The 18,756-nt window shown below is 70.6% G+C and carries 17 protein-coding genes; 9 read left to right on the top strand and 8 right to left on the bottom strand.

Annotation, left to right across the window (positions count from 1 at the left end):
* Nucleotides 1-282 precede the first annotated feature (282 nt).
* The 5 genes from acs (at nucleotide 283) to ACFWRV_RS05870 (ending at nucleotide 5,906) form a co-directional block, all read left to right on the top strand.
* Nucleotides 283-2,283 carry an acetate--CoA ligase gene (acs, locus tag ACFWRV_RS05850; RefSeq protein WP_384328769.1) on the top strand — a complete coding sequence of 667 codons (2,001 nt, stop codon included), beginning with the start codon at nucleotides 283-285 and terminating at the stop codon, nucleotides 2,281-2,283.
* Between the two features lie 259 nt (nucleotides 2,284-2,542).
* Nucleotides 2,543-3,982, top strand: coding sequence for a Na+/H+ antiporter NhaA (gene nhaA, locus ACFWRV_RS05855; RefSeq protein WP_384328771.1), 1,440 nt, complete (start codon nucleotides 2,543-2,545; stop codon nucleotides 3,980-3,982).
* Between the two features lie 40 nt (nucleotides 3,983-4,022).
* Nucleotides 4,023-4,553, top strand: a complete 531-nt coding sequence (locus tag ACFWRV_RS05860; protein WP_384328774.1) for a phage holin family protein — start codon at nucleotides 4,023-4,025, stop codon at nucleotides 4,551-4,553.
* Entirely contained in the window at nucleotides 4,550-5,587 is a 1,038-nt protein-coding gene (locus ACFWRV_RS05865; protein ID WP_384328777.1) for an alpha/beta fold hydrolase, read from the top strand. Before ACFWRV_RS05860 ends, ACFWRV_RS05865 begins: the two co-directional genes overlap by 4 nt.
* Nucleotides 5,588-5,702: 115 nt before the next feature.
* Nucleotides 5,703-5,906, top strand: a complete 204-nt coding sequence (locus ACFWRV_RS05870) for a hypothetical protein (protein ID WP_384328780.1) — start codon at nucleotides 5,703-5,705, stop codon at nucleotides 5,904-5,906.
* A 150-nt stretch (nucleotides 5,907-6,056) separates the two neighbouring features.
* On the opposite strand, the gene ACFWRV_RS05875 is transcribed toward ACFWRV_RS05870, so the two are convergent.
* From ACFWRV_RS05875 to nth, 3 genes are all read right to left on the bottom strand, one after another.
* Nucleotides 6,057-7,262 carry a MarP family serine protease gene (locus ACFWRV_RS05875; protein ID WP_384328783.1) on the bottom strand — a complete coding sequence of 402 codons (1,206 nt, stop codon included), beginning with the start codon at nucleotides 7,260-7,262 and terminating at the stop codon, nucleotides 6,057-6,059.
* Nucleotides 7,263-7,353: 91 nt separating this feature from the next.
* Entirely contained in the window at nucleotides 7,354-8,142 is a 789-nt protein-coding gene (locus tag ACFWRV_RS05880; protein ID WP_384328786.1) for an NUDIX hydrolase, read from the bottom strand.
* Nucleotides 8,143-8,295: 153 nt separating this feature from the next.
* Nucleotides 8,296-9,243, bottom strand: a complete 948-nt coding sequence (gene nth / locus ACFWRV_RS05885; RefSeq protein ID WP_384328789.1) for an endonuclease III — start codon at nucleotides 9,241-9,243, stop codon at nucleotides 8,296-8,298.
* Nucleotides 9,244-9,613: 370 nt separating this feature from the next.
* Between nth and ACFWRV_RS05890 the strand changes: the two genes are divergently transcribed.
* Nucleotides 9,614-10,288, top strand: coding sequence for a Crp/Fnr family transcriptional regulator (locus ACFWRV_RS05890; protein ID WP_003967450.1), 675 nt, complete (start codon nucleotides 9,614-9,616; stop codon nucleotides 10,286-10,288).
* A 102-nt stretch (nucleotides 10,289-10,390) separates the two neighbouring features.
* On the opposite strand, the gene ACFWRV_RS05895 is transcribed toward ACFWRV_RS05890, so the two are convergent.
* From ACFWRV_RS05895 to ACFWRV_RS05910, 4 genes are all read right to left on the bottom strand, one after another.
* Nucleotides 10,391-11,227 carry an MBL fold metallo-hydrolase gene (locus ACFWRV_RS05895; protein ID WP_384328792.1) on the bottom strand — a complete coding sequence of 279 codons (837 nt, stop codon included), beginning with the start codon at nucleotides 11,225-11,227 and terminating at the stop codon, nucleotides 10,391-10,393.
* Complete coding sequence (locus tag ACFWRV_RS05900) at nucleotides 11,224-12,117, bottom strand: NUDIX hydrolase (protein WP_384328795.1); 894 nt, start codon at nucleotides 12,115-12,117, stop codon at nucleotides 11,224-11,226. Before ACFWRV_RS05900 ends, ACFWRV_RS05895 begins: the two co-directional genes overlap by 4 nt.
* A gap of 176 nt (nucleotides 12,118-12,293) precedes the next feature.
* Nucleotides 12,294-12,764 carry a RidA family protein gene (locus ACFWRV_RS05905; protein WP_384328798.1) on the bottom strand — a complete coding sequence of 157 codons (471 nt, stop codon included), beginning with the start codon at nucleotides 12,762-12,764 and terminating at the stop codon, nucleotides 12,294-12,296.
* Nucleotides 12,764-12,922 (bottom strand): DUF4177 domain-containing protein, encoded by a 159-nt coding sequence (locus tag ACFWRV_RS05910; RefSeq protein ID WP_003967454.1) that lies wholly within the window; start codon nucleotides 12,920-12,922, stop codon nucleotides 12,764-12,766. The genes ACFWRV_RS05905 and ACFWRV_RS05910 overlap by 1 nt, the downstream gene beginning before the upstream one ends.
* Nucleotides 12,923-12,994: 72 nt before the next feature.
* On the opposite strand from ACFWRV_RS05910, the gene ACFWRV_RS05915 reads away from it, so the two are divergent.
* A complete protein-coding gene (locus ACFWRV_RS05915) occupies nucleotides 12,995-13,969 on the top strand; it encodes an ArsA family ATPase (protein ID WP_384328801.1) in 975 nt (324 codons plus the stop codon).
* The gene (locus tag ACFWRV_RS05920) at nucleotides 13,966-15,486 is read left to right on the top strand and encodes an ArsA family ATPase (RefSeq protein ID WP_384328804.1); all 1,521 of its coding nucleotides are present in this window, start codon (nucleotides 13,966-13,968) and stop codon (nucleotides 15,484-15,486) included. Before ACFWRV_RS05915 ends, ACFWRV_RS05920 begins: the two co-directional genes overlap by 4 nt.
* Before the next feature lie 9 nt (nucleotides 15,487-15,495).
* Here ACFWRV_RS05920 and ACFWRV_RS05925 read toward each other — a convergent pair whose 3' ends face one another.
* Nucleotides 15,496-15,846 (bottom strand): WhiB family transcriptional regulator, encoded by a 351-nt coding sequence (locus ACFWRV_RS05925; protein WP_006126397.1) that lies wholly within the window; start codon nucleotides 15,844-15,846, stop codon nucleotides 15,496-15,498.
* 607 nt (nucleotides 15,847-16,453) lie between these two features.
* On the opposite strand from ACFWRV_RS05925, the gene ACFWRV_RS05930 reads away from it, so the two are divergent.
* Nucleotides 16,454-18,697: a transglycosylase domain-containing protein gene (locus ACFWRV_RS05930; protein ID WP_384328807.1), complete on the top strand. Its 2,244-nt coding sequence runs from the start codon at nucleotides 16,454-16,456 to the stop codon at nucleotides 18,695-18,697.
* Nucleotides 18,698-18,756 lie beyond the last annotated feature (59 nt).

An 18,756-nucleotide genomic window follows, 5' to 3' on the forward strand; every position in this document is an offset into this window, starting at 1 on the left:
GATATGAGTTATCAACTAGCCCGAACGCCCCCGCCCAGCCGAACGCCTCCGCCCAGGCCCGACACCTCCACCCTGAACCGCACAAGCCCCGGGCCCGTGCAACCAGATGACCCCGTTCCCCATCGCACCCCGGCGCACCTCGCACGGGCCGGAAACGTCGCACGCCACGCGTCGTCAGGCGGCCCTCGACCGCGGAGCGGGATCATGGCTCCATACACGAAGACACAGGTCTAAACCAATTCCCGGCAGACACTTGTCACCCGGCCTCGCGCCTGATGAGCTATGCCCCGGGACACAACGGACACCCTGGGACTGGGAGAAGTCGTGAGCAACGAGAGCCTGGCCAACCTGCTTCGGGAAGAGCGGAAGTTCGCTCCGCCTGCCGAGCTGGCCGCCAACGCCAACGTCACCGCAGAGGCGTACGAGCAGGCCGAGGCGGACCGGCTGGGCTTCTGGGCCGAGCAGGCCCGCCGCCTGACGTGGGCCACCGAGCCGACCGAGACCCTCGACTGGAGCAACCCGCCCTTCGCGAAGTGGTTCGCGGACGGCAAGCTGAACGTCGCGTACAACTGCGTGGACCGCCACGTCGAGGCGGGCAACGGCGACCGGGTCGCCATCCACTTCGAGGGCGAGCCGGGCGACAGCCGGGCCATCACCTACGCGGAGCTGAAGGACGAGGTCTCCCGGGCCGCCAACGCGCTCACCGAGCTGGGCGTCGGCAAGGGCGACCGGGTCGCCGTCTATCTGCCGATGATCCCCGAGGCCGCCGTCGCGATGCTGGCCTGTGCCCGTATCGGCGCCGCGCACTCCGTGGTCTTCGGCGGCTTCTCGGCCGACGCCATCGCGGCCCGTATCAAGGACGCGGACGCCAAGGTCGTCATCACGGCCGACGGCGGCTACCGCCGCGGCAAGCCCTCCGCCCTCAAGCCCGCCGTCGACGACGCCGTCTCCCGCTTCGAGACCGTCGAGCACGTCCTCGTCGTCCGCCGCACCGGTCAGGACACCGCCTGGACCGAGGGCCGCGACGTCTGGTGGCACGAGATCACCGCCCGGCAGTCCGCCGAGCACACCCCCGAGGCCTTCGAGGCGGAGCAGCCGCTCTTCATCCTCTACACCTCGGGCACCACGGGTAAGCCGAAGGGCATCCTGCACACCTCCGGCGGCTACCTCACGCAGGCCTCGTACACGCACAGCGCGGTCTTCGACCTCAAGCCCGAGACCGACGTCTACTGGTGCACCGCCGACATCGGCTGGGTGACCGGGCACTCGTACATCGTCTACGGGCCGCTGGCCAACGGCGCGACGCAGGTCATGTACGAGGGCACGCCCGACACCCCGCACCAGGGCCGGTTCTGGGAGATCGTGCAGAAGTACGGCGTCACGATCCTCTACACGGCGCCCACCGCGATCCGTACGTTCATGAAGTGGGGGGACGACATCCCCGCGAAGTTCGACCTGAGCAGCCTCCGCGTCCTCGGTTCGGTCGGTGAGCCGATCAACCCCGAGGCGTGGATGTGGTACCGGAAGAACATCGGCGCCGACACGTGCCCCATCGTGGACACCTGGTGGCAGACCGAGACCGGCGCGATGATGATCTCGCCGCTGCCCGGTGTGACGGAGACGAAGCCGGGAAGCGCCCAGCGCGCACTGCCGGGCATCTCCGCCACCGTGGTCGACGACGACGCCAACGAGGTGCCGAACGGCGGGGGCGGCTACCTCGTCCTCACCGAGCCGTGGCCCTCCATGCTCCGCACCATCTGGGGCGACGACCAGCGGTTCATCGACACCTACTGGTCGCGGTTCGAGGGCAAGTACTTCGCGGGCGACGGCGCCAAGAAGGACGAGGACGGCGACGTCTGGCTGCTCGGCCGGGTCGACGACGTCATGCTCGTCTCCGGGCACAACATCTCGACCACCGAGGTCGAGTCCGCCCTCGTCTCCCACCCGTCGGTCGCCGAGGCCGCCGTGGTCGGCGCGGCGGACGAGACGACCGGCCAGGCCATCGTGGCGTTCGTGATCCTGCGCTCCACGGCGACCGCGTCCGACGAGCTGGTCGCGGAGCTGCGCAACCACGTCGGCACGACGCTCGGCCCGATCGCCAAGCCCAAGCGGGTCCTGCCGGTCGCCGAGCTGCCGAAGACCCGTTCCGGCAAGATCATGCGCCGGCTGCTGCGCGATGTCGCGGAGAACCGCGAGCTGGGCGACGTCACGACGCTGACCGACTCCTCGGTGATGGACCTGATCACCACCCAGCTGCCGTCCTCCTCGTCCGACGAGGACTGACAGCGCGGAACCACCCTCCGCACGAGTACGGCTCCGATGGGCATCCGGCGACGCGCCGGGTGCCCATCGGGCATTCAGCCCGAGGACCGGCTCGGATCACCTCGCATCACCTCAGATCACCTCGGATCACCTCGGATCACCTCGTACGGTTCCGCTCCGCACGCCCCCGGTAGGGTGGGCGCTCCACCGACAACATCGGACAACTTCAGAGAACATCTCCACAGGGGCGCCGGGAAGTCTGGTCGGCACAGGACCAGTCATGCCCGTACGCCACCCCGACCTGGAGGTCTCTCTCGTGGTACCGCCCGCCCCCGCCCCGCCCCAGCGCTCGCTGCTCGGCAGGCTCTCGCTCCCCGAGCGGACCTACGTGACGGAGGCCCTGCGCACCGAGACGGTCGGCGGTGTGCTGCTGCTGGTGGCGGCGGTCACCGCACTCGTCTGGGCCAACACCTTCGGCGGCTCGTACGAGGCGGTGAGCGGCTTCCACTTCGGTCCCAGTGGCCTCGGCCTGGACCTCTCCGTGGCGCACTGGGCGGCGGACGGACTGCTCGCCGTCTTCTTCTTCGTCGCCGGTGTAGAGCTGAAGCGCGAACTGGTCGCGGGCGAACTCCGCGATCCGAAGGCCGCGGCCCTCCCCGTGGTGGCGGCCCTGTGCGGAATGGCCGTGCCCGCCCTCGTCTACACCCTCACCACGGTCGTCGGAGACGGCTCGATGGACGGCTGGGCGGTCCCGACAGCCACCGACATCGCCTTCGCGCTCGCCGTCCTCGCGGTGATCGGCACCTCGCTGCCGTCCGCGCTGCGCGCCTTCCTGCTCACCCTGGCCGTCGTCGACGACCTCTTCGCGATCCTGATCATCGCGGTGTTCTTCACTTCGGACCTGAACTTCCCGGCGCTCGGCGGGGCCGTCCTCGGCCTGGCCGTCTTCCGCGTCCTCCTCCGCTTCGACGTCCGGGGCTGGTACGTCTACGTTCCGCTCGCCCTGGTCATCTGGGGCCTGATGTACAACAGCGGCATCCACGCCACCATCGCCGGTGTCGCCATGGGCCTGATGCTGCGCTGCACCCGGCGCGAGGGCGAGCGGCACTCCCCCGGCGAGCACATCGAGCACCTGGTCCGCCCGTTGTCGGCCGCGATAGCCGTTCCGCTGTTCGCCCTGTTCTCGGCCGGAGTCGCGCTGAACGGCGAGGCGCTGGCGGGCGTCTTCACCCGGCCGGAGACGCTCGGCGTCGTCCTCGGTCTCGTCGTCGGCAAGACCGTCGGCATCTTCGGCGGCACCTACCTCGCCGCCCGCTTCACCAAGGCGGAGCTGAACAAGGACCTGGCCTGGGCCGATGTCTTCGCGGTCGCCGCACTCGCCGGCATCGGGTTCACCGTCTCGCTGCTCATCGGCGAGCTCGCCTTCGAGGGCGACCCCGATACGGTCAACGAGATCAAGGCCGCCGTACTGCTCGGCTCGCTGATAGCGGCCACGCTCGCCTGTGTGCTCCTCAAGATCCGGGTACGCAAGTACCGTGCGCTGATCGAGGCCGAGGAGCTGGACGAGGACGAATCCGGGGTACCGGATGTCTACGAGCAGGATGATCCCGAATATCACCTGCGGATGGCCGCCATCCACGAGCGCAAGGCGGCCGAACACCGCCGTCTCGCCGAAGAGCGGGCGGGGGCAGCGCGCAACAAGCCGAACAGTCCGGCATGATCTGACATCGGATGTGTCGAAGACGGAGAGGGAGTCAGGGATGAGCGACCCCGGCAACTACGCGGGCAACGCGGACCGCAGCATCGGGCAGTTGGTCGCTTCGGCGACGGCCGAGATGTCCGCGCTGGTGCACGACGAGATCGCCCTGGCCAAGGCGGAGGTGCGGCAGGACGTCAAGCGCGGGGCGATCGGCAGCGGGGCGTTCATCGCCGCGGGCGTGCTGCTGCTGTTCACGATGCCGATGCTGAGCTTCGCGGCCGCGTACGGGATCCACAACCTCGGCCTGGGCCTCGCGTGGTCCTTCCTGATCGTGGCAGGCGCCTTCATTCTCCTGGCCGCCCTGATCGCGTTCATCGGCCTGCGGAAGTTCAAGAAGATCAAGCCGCCGGAGAAGTCCATCGCCTCGGCCAAGCAGACCGCCGCCGTCCTGCAGAACGCCAAGCCGCACCCGCGTCCGTCGATCGAGGCCGCGGCGATCATCGAGCGCTCCGGCAGCAGCCTGACGAAGAAGAGCATCGAAAGCGGCACCGGCAAGGACGAGGCCGCGGCTGTGGCACGCTCGTCCACATGACCGTTCCCGATTCCAGCGCATTCGGCCCGACGCGTCCGGTGGACCCGGAGGGTTCGGCCGCCTCGTCCGCCCCGGCAGACCCGGCCGCCACGAGCCCCGCGGGCCGGACCGCCCCCGCCGGGGGGCCGGTGCGTCTCGACGGCCCCTGGACCCACCGCGATGTGGCGGCCAACGGCGCGCGCTTCCACATCGCGGAGCTGGGCGAGGGTCCGCTGGTACTCCTGCTGCACGGCTTCCCGCAGTTCTGGTGGACCTGGCGCCACCAGATGACCGCGCTAGCCGACGCCGGTTTCCGGGCGGTCGCGATGGACCTGCGCGGGGTGGGCGGCAGCGACCGCACCCCGCGCGGTTACGACCCCGCCAACCTGGCCCTCGACGTCACCGGCGTGATCCGCTCCCTCGGTGAGCCCGACGCGGCCCTGGTCGGCCACGACCTCGGCGGCTACCTCGCCTGGACAGCCGCCGTGATGCGGCCCAAGCTGGTCCGCCGGCTCGTCGTCTCCTCCATGCCGCACCCGCGCCGCTGGCGCTCCTCGATGCTGTCCGACTTCGCCCAGTCGCGGGCCGGTTCGTACGTCTGGGGCTTCCAGCGCCCGTGGCTGCCGGAGCGTCAACTCCTCGCGGAGGACGCCGCGCTGGTGGGGGGTCTCATCCAGGACTGGGCAGGCCCCCGCACCCCGGAGTTCCCCGACGAGGAGACCCTGGACGTCTACCGGCGGGCCATGAGCATCCCCTCCACCGCCCACTGCTCGATCGAGCCGTACCGCTGGCTGGTGCGGTCGATGGCGCGTCCGGACGGGATCCAGTTCAACCGGCGGATGAAGCGTCCGGTCCGGGTGCCCACGCTGCACCTGCACGGGTCGCTCGATCCGGCGGTCCGCACCCGCAGTTCGGCCGGGTCCGGCCAGTACGTCGAGGCGCCCTACCGGTGGCGACTTTTCGACGGTGTCGGACACTTCCCGCACGAGGAGGATCCGATCGGCTTCTCCGCCGAACTCATCAACTGGCTCAAGGACCCCGAGCCGGACCGGTAGCCGCCCGCCCGCCCGGGGAACACGTGTCCGACGAACAGCCAATTGCCTGCCGCATAGGCCAATTGGCTGACTCGCGCACGATTACCGACCTTGGGTCACGGGCAGACGTCGGGGTATGGGCTGGACGCACGACTTCACTGACGAAGCACGCAACCGCCGCTCCACCGCGTCAGCCGGTGTGAGCACTCATGAGGGGGGCGGCCCTCGCGGCCGGGTGCACCACGTGCATGACCTTCACCGTTCCCGTCTCGGGATTTCCCGCATCCTCCGCCGCCGGGCCCGCTGGGTCTCGGCCCGGCTCCGCCATCCCCGTAACTGACCCTCGTCCGTAACTGACCCTCGTGAGGGCCTGCTGTACGGGGGCGGGGGCGGGGACTGCTGTACGGGGGCGGGACCTCGCGATACCCGGGGCCAGGGCGAGGTGCTGTGCCAGGCGTCGTGGACCCGGTCCTGATCCGCCGGACACGCCCTAGAGGGCGCAGCCCTGGCTGTCGACCTGTTGGTTGGCCGTGCGGCCGATCTCGATGTCCTCGCGGATCTCGTCCGCCGTCAGCGCGTACCCGGTGTCCGGGTCGTCGAGCGACTTGGCGAACACCACTCCGTACACCTTGCCGTCCGGAGTGAGCAGCGGGCCGCCCGAGTTGCCCTGGCGCACGGTCGCGAAGAGCGAGTACACATCGCGGCGCACCGTGCCCCGGTGGTAGATGTCCGGGCCGTCGGCGTCGATGCGGGCGCGGACGCGGGCCGAGCGAACGTCGTACGCGCCGTTCTCGGGGAAGCCCGCGACGATCGCGCTGTCGCCGGTCTCCGCGTCGTCGTCCGGGCCGGTGAACTGCAGCGGCCTGGCCCGGAGGTCGGGGACGTCCAGGACCGCGATGTCGCGCTGCCAGTCGTAGAGGACGACCTTCGCGTCGTACAGCCGGCCCTCGCCGCCGATCTGGACGGTGGGCTCGTCCACGCCGCCGACCACGTGGGCGTTGGTCATCACCCGGCGCTCGGAGAAGACGAAGCCGGTCCCTTCGAGGACCTTGCCGCAGCTCGGGGCCGTCCCCACGACCTTGACGATCGACTTCTTGGCGCGGGCGGCGACCGGGCTGCCCACCAGGGCCGGGTCCGGGGCCTTGACCTCGGTGATCGGCTCGTTGGCGAACGGGCTGAAGACCTGCGGGAAGCCGTTCTGCGCGAGGACGGAGGAGAAGTCCTGGAACCAGCTGGGCGCCTGCTTCGGCATCACCCGGTCGACCCCGAGCAGCACCGAGGAGCTGCGGACCTCCTTGCCGAGGGTCGGCAGTGAGGTGCCCGCCAGCAGCAGGCCGATCATCCAGGCCACCAGCAGCATGGCCACCACATTGACCAGGGCGCCGCCGGTGGCGTCCAGGGCGCGCGCGGGCGACCAGGTGATGTACCGGCGGAGTTTGTTGCCCAGGTGGGTGGTGAAGGCCTGGCCGATCGAGGCGCAGATGATCACGATGACGACCGCGCCGATGGCGACCGCCGTGGAGACCTCGGCGTCCTCGGTCACCCGGCCCCAGATGACCGGCAGCAGGTAGACGGCGACGAGGCCGCCCCCGAGAAAGCCGATCACCGACAGGATGCCGACGACGAAACCCTGGCGATAGCCGATGACCGCGAACCACACGGCAGCCAGCAGCAGCAGGATGTCCAGCACGTTCACCGTCTGTAGCCTCGCAGTTTCGTCACCTGGCCCGTCGGTGGTGACGGGGTCCGGGCCGGGCCCGGAACAGCGCAGCAGAACAGCCAGCGTGTCATGCGCGCCAGTCGAGCGGCACCTGTCTGGTCCTGTCCCAGGGGCGTTCCCAGCCCGCGTAGTGCACAATCCGGTCGATCACGCCGGCCGTGAAGCCCCAGACCAGGGCCGATTCGACCAGGAATGCCGGGCCGCTGTGCCCGCTCGGGTGAACGGCCGTGGCCCGGTTCGCGGGATCCGTGAGATCCGCCACGGGAACCGTGAAGACCCGGGCCGTCTCGGCGGGATCGACCACCCCGACGGGGCTGGGCGCCCGCCACCAGCCGAGCACGGGCGTCACGACGAAGCTGCTGACCGGGATGTAGAGCCGGGGCAGCACACCGAAGAGCTGTACGCCCCGGGGGTCGAGCCCGGTCTCCTCCTCGGCCTCGCGCAGTGCCGCCCGCAGGGGCCCGGTGGTGGCCTGGTCGCCGTCCTCGGGATCCAGCGCGCCGCCGGGGAAGGACGGCTGCCCGGCATGGGAGCGCAGGGTCCCGGCGCGCTCCATGAGGAGCAGTTCGGGCCCGCGCTCCCCCTCGCCGAACAGGACCAGGACGGCGGACTGCCGGCCCGCCCCGCTCTCGGGCGGCAGGAAGCGGCTGAGCTGCTGCGGCCGGACGCTGCGGGCGGCGCGGGCGACGGGATCGAGCCACGCGGGCAGGCCGTCGGTGGTGACGGCGACGGCCGTGTCGGGAACACGGCTGACGAGGCCGGGACCGTGCCCCGGATCCGCGGCGGGACCGTGACCCGGCTCGGCGGCGGGGCCGGTCCTGGACTGCGTCGTGCTGTGTGTGTGCGTGTGCGTCATAGGCACCCCCGTCGATTCACAACGCCTGTCGTCGGCCATTTCGTTCCGAGCCGTTCCGTCCTGAGGGGTGAATCCCCTCCGAGAGGTCGGTCCGCTCCCAGGGGGCAGTCCGCTCCGAGAGGTCAGTCCGCTCCGGGGCGCGCGTCCGGGCCCTCACCCGGCCCCCATCGCGGGCGCGGGCTTGCCCGGGTAGTCGGCGGGCGGGCTGAGCCGCTGGCCCGGATGGCCGCCCATCTCGTACTTCAGGAGCTTCCTGGCCTTCTCCGGGTCGGTCTCGCCCTCCCCGTACGACGGGCAGAGCGGGGCGATGGGGCAGGCCCCGCAGGCGGGCTTGCGGGCGTGGCAGATCCGGCGGCCGTGGAACACGACGCGGTGCGAGAGCATCGTCCACTCGCTCTTCGGGAAGATCCCGGCGACGACCGCCTCGACCTTCACCGGGTCCTCCTCGTCCGTCCACTTCCAGCGCCGCACCAGCCGCCCGAAGTGCGTGTCGACGGTGATGCCGGGGACGCCGAAGGCGTTGCCCAGGACCACGTTGGCGGTCTTGCGGCCGACGCCGGGCAGCTTCACGAGGTCCTCCAGACGCCCCGGGACCTCGCCGCCGAACTCGTCCCGGAGGGCGGCCGAGAGGCCGAGCAGCGACTTGGCCTTGGCCCGGAAGAACCCCGTCGGCCGGATGATCTCCTCCATCTCCTCCGGCACGGCCGCCGCCATGTCCTCAGGAGTCGGGTAGGCGGCGAAGAGCGCGGGAGTGGTCTGGTTGACCCTCAGGTCGGTGGTCTGGGCGGAGAGGACCGTGGCCACGAGGAGCTCGAAGGGGTTTCGGAAGTCCAGCTCGGGATGGGCGTAGGGATAGACCTCGGCGAGCTCGCGGTTGATCCGGCGCGCCCGGCGGACCATGGCGAGATGGGACTCGGCCTTCGGCGCCTTGCTTACCGTGGCCGGCCCCTTGGGCGCCGACTTGGCCCCGGCCTTGGTCGCCGTCGGCGTGCGCGCCTCGGCTGCCTTGGCCGCTTTGGATGCTTTGGCCGCCTTGGCGGTTTTGCCGGACTCCCCGGGCTCCCCGGATTTTCCGGTTTTGCCGGGCGTTGACGATGACACTGCGGACCTCCTGGCCGACTTCCCGAGCGGCTTCCCCGGCTCCCCGGGGGAGCCGTGCGCGTCCCCGAGGGAGCCATTCGCGGCAATCTTCGGGCGCGGCCGGGGCTGTTCGCCCACAGCGGAATCGGCGCCCTCCCGCGCCCCGTCAGCCCCGTTGGCCTGCACTCTCCCCGGCGTTCTGGACACCCGGCCAGCCTAGAGCCAGGCACCGACAACCACCCCTGTGACGGCGCATCCGCCCCCGATCGGCCCCCTGCCGTAGGGTCCGGCACGCCCGTGCGTCAAACTGGTTTGTGATTGATCGCACTGTTTTACCGTCCGGCATGATGGGGACCACGGTTCCCTGGACAGGCCGACAAGGAGAGAACTCGTGGACGACGTTCTGCGGCGCGCCCCGCTTTTCGCGGCGCTCGATGATGAGCAGGCCGCGGAGCTCCGCGCCTCGATGAGTGAGGTGACCCTCGCGCGCGGAGACGCGCTGTTCCACGAGGGCGACCAGGGTGACCGCCTGTACGTGGTCACCGAGGGCAAGGTGAAGCTCCACCGCACCTCGCCCGACGGGCGCGAGAACATGCTGGCCGTGCTCGGCCCCGGCGAGCTGATCGGGGAGCTGTCGCTCTTCGACCCGGGCCCGCGTACGGCGACCGCCTCCGCGCTGACCGAGGTCAAGCTCCTCGGCCTCGGCCACGGCGACCTGCAGCCCTGGCTGAACGCCCGGCCCGAGGTGGCCACCGCGCTGCTGCGCGCGGTCGCCCGGCGCCTGCGCAAGACCAACGACCAGATGTCCGACCTGGTCTTCTCCGATGTGCCGGGCCGTGTCGCCCGCGCCCTCCTGGACCTGTCGCGCCGCTTCGGCGTGCAGTCCGAGGAAGGCATCCACGTCGTGCACGACCTCACCCAGGAGGAGCTGGCCCAGCTGGTCGGCGCCTCCCGCGAGACGGTCAACAAGGCCCTCGCGGACTTCGCGGGGCGCGGCTGGCTGCGCCTGGAGGCCCGCGCGGTCATCCTGCTGGACGTGGAGCGGCTGGCGAAGCGTTCGCGCTGACCCCGGATCCCGTACGCGAAGGGCCCCGACGACCTGGGCACGTACCGGAGTACGCACTCCGGTACGTCCGTCGGCGGGGCCCTTCGCCGCGCGTGGGCCCCATCAGCTCTGGATCAGCCCGTGCTCGGTCAGGTACACCAACTGCGCCCGCACCGACAGCTCGGCGGCCGGCCACAGGGAGCGGTCCACGTCGGCGTACACCGTCGCCACCACCTCCGACGGCGTACGGTGCCCGGCCTCCACCGCCGTCTCCACCTGGGCGAGCCGGTGCGCCCGGTGGGCCAGGTAGAACTCCACCGCCCCCTGCGCGTCCTCCAGCACCGGGCCGTGGCCCGGCAGCACCGTGTGGACGCCGTCGTCGACCGTCAGCGACCGCAGCCGCCGCAGCGAGTCCAGGTAGTCGCCGAGCCGCCCGTCCGGGTGCGCGACCATCGTCGTACCGCGGCCGAGGATCGTGTCGCCCGTCAGCACCGCCCGGTCGGCGGGCAGATGGAACGAGAGCGAGTCCGCGGTGTGCCCCGGCGTCGGCACCACGCGCAGCTCCAGGCCGCCGGTGGTGATCACGTCGCCCGCCCCCAGGCCCTCGTCGCCCAGCCGCAACGCCGCGTCCAGGGCCCGTACCTTCGTCCCCGTCAGCTCCGCGAACCGGCCCGCTCCCTCCGCGTGGTCGGGATGCCCATGGGTGAGCAGCGTGAGGCCCACGCGCCGTCCGGACCGCTCCACCGCGTCGATCACGGCCCGCAGGTGTCCGTCGTCGAGCGGCCCGGGATCGATGACGACCGCGAGATCGGAGTCGGGCTCGGCCACGATCCAGGTGTTCGTCCCGTCGAGCGTCATCGCGGACGGGTTGGGCGCGAGGACGTTGACCGCACGGGCGGTCGCGGGCCCGGAGACCACGGTTCCGCGCGGCTGTCCGGGCAGGGCGGCTGCGTCGCTCACGCGGCGCCCCCGGGGTTCGCCGTGGGCACGTGCTTGGTGAACTCGTCGTGTCCCGGCCAGCTCAGCACCAGTTCGTCGCCCTCCAGACGGGCCTGCGCGAGGACCGGGGTCATGTCCTGCGCGTCAGCGGCCTCCAGGGCCTCGGCGGCCGCCCTGAACGGCGCGAGGGCCCGCAGCGTGGTCACGGTGGGCGGCATCATCAGCAGCTCGCCCGCGTCGTAGCGGCGGGCGGCCTCCGCCGGGGCGATCCACACCGTGCGGTCGGCCTCGGTGGAGACGTCCCGGGTGCGCTGCCCCTCGGGGAGCGCGGCGACGAAGAACCAGGTGTCGTAGCGGCGCGGTTCGAACTCCGGGGTGATCCAGCGCGCCCAGGCGCCCAGCAGGTCCGAGCGCAGCACCAGGCCGCGCCGGTCCAGGAACTCCGCGAAGGACAGGTCCCGGGCGACCAGCGCCTCCCGGTCGGCCTCCCAGTCCTCCCCGGTCGTGTCGCCCACCACCGTCGTGGCGGTCTCCCCGGCGAGCAGGACGCCCGCCTCCTCGAACGTCTCGCGCACCGCCGCGCAGACGACGGCCTGCGCCTCGGTGACCGTCGCCACGCCGAGCCGTTCGGCCCAGTACTCCAACGGGGGACCGGCCCACCCGATCAGCCGGTCGTCGTCGCGCGGATCGACTCCGCCACCCGGATAGGCGTACGCGCCGCCGGCGAAAGCCATCGAGGTGCGGCGGCGAAGCATGTGCACGACAGGGCCACGCGCCTCGCTCTGTCCGCCCGCGTCACGGAGCAGCATCACCGTCGCGGCCCTCCGGGGCGTCACGGCCGTCAGCTCACCGGCGGCGAGGGCCCGGATCCGGTCGGGCCATTCCGGGGGGTACCACTGACCTTGGGACATGGCCGGAGGCTATCCGGAACCGCGCCGATGTTCGAGAGGTTCCCTGATCATCGCGGTGACCGACATGCCCCGTACACGCCCGGCATACGCCATACACACCCGATCGCACCCGATCACACGCGATCCCGCCCGGTCGCGGGACCGGACGGGATCGGCGGGACGGGCGAGAAGGGTTCTCAGGCCTCGACGAGCTCCACCTGGACCTCGACCTCGACCGGTGCGTCCAGCGGCAGTACGGCGACGCCCACGGCGCTGCGGGCGTGCACGCCCTTGTCGCCGAGGACCGCGCCCAGCAGCTCGCTGGCGCCGTTGATCACGGCGGGCTGGCCGGTGAAGTCGGAGGCCGAGGCGACGAAGCCCACGACCTTCACGACGCGCTTGATCCGGTCCAGGTCGCCGGCGATCGACTTCACGGCGGCCAGCGCGTTGAGCGCGCAGGTCTTCGCGAGCTCCTTCGCCTCGTCCGGCGTGACCTCGGCGCCGACCTTGCCGGTGACGGCGAGCTTGCCGTCCACCATGGGCAGCTGGCCCGAGGTGTACACGTACACCCCGGACTGCACGGCCGGCTGGTACGAGGCCAGCGGCGGCACGACGGCGGGCAGGGTCAGGCCGAGCTCGGCGAGCCGCGCCTCGACGGCGCCCGCCACTACGCCTTCTCCCGCTTCAGGTAGGCCACGAGCTGCTCGGGGTTGTTCGGGCCGGGAACGACCTGGACCAGCTCCCAGCCGTCCTCGCCCCAGGTGTCCAGAATCTGCTTGGTCGCGTGCACGAGAAGGGGCACGGTCGCGTATTCCCACTTGGTCATGGGCCCGACTGTAACGCCTGGCACGTACGGTCCCGTGCGTAGGCCGGGGCAGGACTGGTTAGGCTCGAATACGTGAGCAGGTTCCAGGTCGTCAGCGGCAAGGGCGGTACCGGTAAGACCACGGTGGCCGCCGCCCTCGCGCTCGCCCTCGCGAGCGAGGGCAGGCGCACCCTCCTCGTCGAGGTCGAGGGCAGGCAGGGCATCGCCCAGCTCTTCGGTTCCGGCGCGCTCCCCTACGAGGAGCGCAAGATCGCCGTCGCGCCGGGCGGCGGCGAGGTGTACGCGCTGGCGATCGACGCCGAACGCGCGCTCCTCGACTACCTCCAGATGTTCTACAAGCTCGGCAGCGCGGGACGGGCACTGAAGAAGCTCGGCGCGATCGACTTCGCCACCACGATCGCGCCCGGCGTCCGGGACGTCCTGCTGACCGGAAAGGCGTGCGAAGCCGTACGCCGCAAGGACAAGCAGGGCCGGTTCGTCTACGACCACGTGATCATGGACGCCCCGCCGACCGGCCGGATCACCCGCTTCCTGAACGTCAACGACGAAGTCGCCGGGCTGGCGAAGATCGGCCCCATACACAACCAGGCGCAGGCGGTGATGCGGGTCCTGAAGTCCCCGCAGACCGCGGTGCACCTGGTGACCCTCCTGGAGGAGATGCCGGTCCAGGAGACCGCGGACGGCATCGCCGAGCTGCGCGCCGCCGAACTGCCCGTGGGCAGCGTCTTCGTGAACATGGTCCGCCCGCATCTGCTGGACGAGGACGCCCTGCGCACCGCCGCGGGCGGCCGCCGGAAGGAGATCGCCAAGACGCTGACCCGGGCCGGAGTGACCGGTTCCGCCGCTCTCGTACGCCCGCTGATCGCGCAGGCGGCGGAGCACGCCGAGCGGGTCGGCCTGGAGCGGGAGCAGCGCGCGGTGCTGGCCGGCCTCGGCCTGCCGACGGCGGAGCTGCCGCTGATCGGCGACGGGGTGGACCTCGCCGCGCTGCACGACCTGGCCACGGAGCTCCGCAAGCAGGGCGCGGGAGAGGAGGGGGACGCATGAGCGCGGACACAGCCGGCACGGATTCGGCCCCGGCGGCGGACGGCGGCCTGGACGCGGCCGGATCGGACGCGGCCGGATCGGACAGGGCCGTGCCCGAGGCAGGCCTCGACACCGATGCTCTGCTGGACGACCCGGGCATCCGGATCATCGTGTGCTGCGGCTCCGGCGGGGTCGGCAAGACCACGACCGCCGCGGCCCTCGGCGTACGGGCCGCCGAGCGCGGCCGGAAGGTCGTCGTCCTCACCATCGACCCGGCCCGCCGGCTCGCCCAGTCCATGGGCATCGACCGGCTGGACAACGTCCCCAGGCGGGTCGACGGCATCGACGGCGACGGCGAACTGCACGCCATGATGCTCGACATGAAGCGGACCTTCGACGAGACCGTCGAGGCGCACGCGGATGCCGAGCGGGCGAAGGCCATCCTGGAGAACCCCTTCTACCAGTCCCTGTCGGCCGGGTTCGCCGGTACGCAGGAGTACATGGCGATGGAGAAGCTCGGGCAGCTGCGGGCGCGCGACGAGTGGGACCTGATCATCGTCGACACCCCGCCCTCGCGCTCCGCGCTGGACTTCCTGGACGCGCCGAAGCGGCTCGGGTCGTTCCTCGACGGAAAGTTCATCCGGCTGCTGATGGCGCCCGCGAAGGTGGGCGGCCGGGCCGGGATGAAGTTCCTCAATGTCGGCATGTCGATGATGAGCGGCACTCTAGGCAAGCTGCTCGGGGGCCAGTTCCTGCGGGACGTCCAGACGTTCGTCGCCGCGATGGACACCATGTTCGGCGGCTTCCGCAGCCGCGCGGACGCCACGTACAAGCTGCTCCAGGCGCCCGGGACGGCCTTTCTCGTGGTCGCGACGCCGGAGCAGGACGCGCTGCGCGAGGCCGCCTACTTCGTCGAACGGCTGGCCGCCGAGAAGATGCCGCTGGCCGGTCTGGTCCTCAACCGCGTGCACGGCAGCGAGGCTTCGCGGCTCTCCGCCGAGCAGGCGCTGATCGCCGCGGAAAATCTTGACGACGCCCGCATTGTGGATCAGACGGCCGGGAAAGCTGGCCTTGGTGACCAGGTGGCCCCCGACCCGGCGGTCACCGCTTCCGGAACGACCGAGCCGCCCCTCTCCCCCGAGGCAGGGCAGGCGTCCGGACCGCAGACCCCGGCCGAGCACCAGGACACGACGGAGAACGAGCCGCCCCACGAGAACATCGCGACCACCGCGACCACCCCCGAGGACGACACCGTCGATGCGACGGACACCGTCGACGCGAGCGACACGACCGACGTCATCGGCGACGTCATCAGCATCGAGGAACTGACGGCGGGTCTCCTGCGCCTGCACGCCGAGCGCATGCAGGTCGTCGCCCGCGAACACCGCACCCACGACCGCTTCACCGCGCTCCACCCGGAGGTGCCGGTGACGGCCGTGGCGGCGCTGCCCGGCGACGTACACGACCTGAACGGTCTCCGGGCCATCGGCGACCGCCTGGCGGACGGCTCCGCCCCGGCCCCTGCCGGAGCGGCGTAGCCACCGCCGCTAGCCCACGGCGGCGTACGTCTCGTGCAGTTCCTCGTCCTCCAGCCCGATGACTCCGGGCAGGATGCCGGTGGACCGCTCGTATTCGCTGCGCGCGGTCTCCAGCAGTCGGCGCCAGGACGTGACGGTCGGCCGGCGGCGCAGCAGTGCGCGGCGCTCCCGCTCCGTCATTCCGCCCCACACGCCGAATTCGACGCGATTGTCCAGCGCATCGGCCAGGCACTCGGTCCGCACCGGGCATCCGGTGCACACCGCCTTGGCCCTGTTCTGCGCTGCCCCTTGTACGAACAGTTCATCCGGATCGGTAGTGCGGCAGGCTGCCTGCGCACTCCAGTCGGTTACCCAGCCCATGCCGGCGCCGTCCTCTCCCGAATCGAGGCTCCCCCACGGCGGTAGCGGCATATTCACCGCTGCCAGTTGAGGACGTTACGGAAGGTGGGGACAGCACAACACCCCCTTCGGGCCCAATCTTGAATGGTCCGAACGGACTATGCGTATGCGGCAGATCACCCAGGGGAGTGAGGCGAGGACATACGCGACCATCCCCGCCAAACAGGGACAGTCCACTCAAGTTGCAAAGGACTTCTCGCGACATACGGGGCGTTTTCGGGAGCGCCTCGGTGGGTGCGTGAAGGGCAATGCGGTTGCACATGGCCGGGTGAAGAATGACCAGAAGATGCGCATGGGGCGGCAGGGGGCTTGATACGGAACCGGACTGCTGTGACAGTTGAGAGCAGCTTAGGCCAAGGCCTGTCCGTCTGTCCGGCGAATGGGAACGCGGCCCCCTCGCGTCCTCGTGCGTCCGCAGCGGAATGCCTGCGCGCGTCCGCGCCGTGATGCCGTGGTCGTGATGTCGTGGTGCCGCCGACCCGCCCGGATGTCACGGTCTGGTACGCGAACGCTCCGAGAGCCCCCTGCTCCTGCGACACCTTCATCACTACGGATTAGGCTGCCCCCTATGCCAAAGAAGCGCTCGGGCGGGGGTCTCACCACGACCCAGCAGGCCGCCAAGTTCCTCGGTGTCGCCGCGCTCTCCGGAGCTGTCCTGGCAGGCATCGCGCTGCCCGCAGCCGGAGCGCTGGGGCTCGCCGCCAAGGGGACGGTCGAAGGATTCGACGAGATCCCCTCCAACCTCAAGACTCCACCGCTCAGTCAGCGGACCACGATCCAGGACCGCGACGGCGGCACCATCGCCACGGTGTACTCCCGCGACCGCACGGTCGTCCCACTGAAGGACATCTCGCCGTACATGCAGGACGCGATCATCGCGATCGAGGACTCCCGCTTCTACGAGCACGGCGCGATCGACCTCAAGGGCATCCTCCGTGCGATGAACCGCAACGTGCAGGCGGGCGGTGCCGCGCAGGGCGCGTCGACCCTCACCCAGCAGTACGTGAAGAACGTCTTCGTCGAGGAGGCGGGCGACGACCCGGAGAAGGTCGCGGAGGCCACGCAGCAGACGCTCGGCCGCAAGGTCCGCGAGCTGAAGTACGCGATCCAGGTCGAGGAAGAGCTCGGCAAGAAGAAGATCCTGGAGAACTACCTCAACATCACGTTCTTCGGGCAGCAGGCGTACGGCATCGAGGCCGCGTCCCAGCGCTACTTCTCCAAGCGCGCCAAGGACCTCAAGGTGGAGGAGGCCGCGCTGCTCGCCGGCATCGTCCAGTCGCCGAGCCGCTACGACCCGGTCAACGACACGGAGGAAGCGACCAAGCGCCGCAACACCGTGCTGGCACGGATGGCCGCGGTCAAGAGCATCACGCGGGCCGAGGCAGACAAGGCCATGGAGACGCCCATCAAGCTGAAGGTGTCGCGGCCGAAGAACGGCTGCATCACCGCCGTCAGCGGCTCCGGCTTCTTCTGCGACTACGTCCGCAAGACGATCCTCACCGACCCCGCGTTCGGCAAGACCGACGAGGACCGGGCCAAGCTCTGGAACCTCGGCGGCCTGACCATCCGGACCACGCTGGACCCGCGCGCCCAGAAGGCCGCCAACGAGGCCGCCACCGCGAAGGTCAACAAGGACGACAAGTTCGCGGCGTCCGTGGTGCAGGTCCAGCCGGGCAGCGGCAAGATCCTCTCCATGGGCCAGTCCCGCCCGTACGGCCTGGACCAGAAGCAGAACGAGACCGTGCTCAACCTCTCCGTCAGCAACAAGATGGGCGGCAGCACGTACGGCTTCCAGGTCGGCTCGACGTTCAAGCCGTTCACCGCGGCGGCGGCGCTGGAGAAGGGCATCAGCCCGGCGACGTCGTTCTCGACGGACTGGAAGATGACACTGAAGGAGCGGGACTTCCGCAACTGCTCCGGCTCCCCGGCCGGTTACGCGGACTGGCCCCTCCAGAACGAGCTGGAGTCCGAAAAGGGCACCTGGGACATGACGAGCGCGCTCGGCAAGTCCATCAACACCTATTTCGCGCTGCTGGAGCAGAAGGCCGGCCTCTGCGAGACCGTCGAGCTGGCCAAGAAGGTCGGCTACGAGCGCGGTGACGGCAAGAAGATCGAGGAGTACCCCTCGATCACCCTCGGCGGTGAGGTGAGCACGCCGCTCTCCATGGCCGGCGCCTACGCCGCGTTCGCCAACCGGGGCACCTACTGCACGCCGATCGCCATCGAGTCCATCAAGGACCCGCAGGAGAAGCAGCTCCCCGTGCCGAAGTCGTCCTGCTCGCGGGCGATGAGCGAGAAGACCGCGGACACGATCAACCAGATGCTCAAGGGCGTGGTGGAGGACGGCACCGGTACGCAGGCCGGACTCAGCGACCGGGACAACGCGGGCAAGACCGGTACGACCAACGACCGCAAGGACGCCTGGTTCGTCGGGTACACGCCGAACCTCTCCACCGCTGTGTGGGTCGGCGACGACATCGGCGACAAGAGCTCGATGTTCGACGTCACCATCGGCGGCCAGTACTACGACAAGGTCTGCGGCGGCTGTCTCCCCGGCCCGATCTGGCGCATCGCGATGACCGGAGCACTGGACGCGGCCGAGACTCCTGGGTTCAACCCCGTCCCCGTGCCTCGCGGCAAGGAGAAGGAGGACAAGGAGAAGCGCGACCGTGACCGTGACCGCGGTGACGAGGACCGCGAGGACGCCAAGCCCGGCGGCGGCGACGGCAACCGGTTCCCCGGCTTCGAGCTTCCGGAAGGCGTGATCGGCGGACCGGGCGGCGGCCGAGGCGGCGGCAACGAAGGCCCCTGACCCCTACGGTCGGTGAAAACGCGAGAAGGGTGGGCGCCCCGGTCGATCGAGGACCGGGG

It is taken from the genome of Streptomyces sp. NPDC058576 (assembly GCF_042718715.1).
Lineage (GTDB): Bacteria > Actinomycetota > Actinomycetes > Streptomycetales > Streptomycetaceae > Streptomyces.

What these genes read in the sequence shown, in the direction of transcription:
- ACFWRV_RS05910 (WP_003967454.1), bottom strand. Translation starts at nt 12,922, where the DNA reads ATGACCAAGTGGGAATACGCGACCGTGCCCCTTCTCGTGCACGCGACC.
- ACFWRV_RS05920 (WP_384328804.1), top strand. Translation starts at nt 13,966, where the DNA reads ATGAGCGCGGACACAGCCGGCACGGATTCGGCCCCGGCGGCGGACGGC.
- acs (WP_384328769.1), top strand. Translation starts at nt 283, where the DNA reads ATGCCCCGGGACACAACGGACACCCTGGGACTGGGAGAAGTCGTGAGC.
- ACFWRV_RS05870 (WP_384328780.1), top strand. Translation starts at nt 5,703, where the DNA reads ATGGGCTGGACGCACGACTTCACTGACGAAGCACGCAACCGCCGCTCC.
- ACFWRV_RS05900 (WP_384328795.1), bottom strand. Translation starts at nt 12,117, where the DNA reads ATGTCCCAAGGTCAGTGGTACCCCCCGGAATGGCCCGACCGGATCCGG.
- nhaA (WP_384328771.1), top strand. Translation starts at nt 2,543, where the DNA reads ATGCCCGTACGCCACCCCGACCTGGAGGTCTCTCTCGTGGTACCGCCC.
- ACFWRV_RS05925 (WP_006126397.1), bottom strand. Translation starts at nt 15,846, where the DNA reads ATGGGCTGGGTAACCGACTGGAGTGCGCAGGCAGCCTGCCGCACTACC.
- ACFWRV_RS05930 (WP_384328807.1), top strand. Translation starts at nt 16,454, where the DNA reads ATGCCAAAGAAGCGCTCGGGCGGGGGTCTCACCACGACCCAGCAGGCC.
- ACFWRV_RS05880 (WP_384328786.1), bottom strand. Translation starts at nt 8,142, where the DNA reads ATGACGCACACGCACACACACAGCACGACGCAGTCCAGGACCGGCCCC.
- ACFWRV_RS05865 (WP_384328777.1), top strand. Translation starts at nt 4,550, where the DNA reads ATGACCGTTCCCGATTCCAGCGCATTCGGCCCGACGCGTCCGGTGGAC.
- ACFWRV_RS05860 (WP_384328774.1), top strand. Translation starts at nt 4,023, where the DNA reads ATGAGCGACCCCGGCAACTACGCGGGCAACGCGGACCGCAGCATCGGG.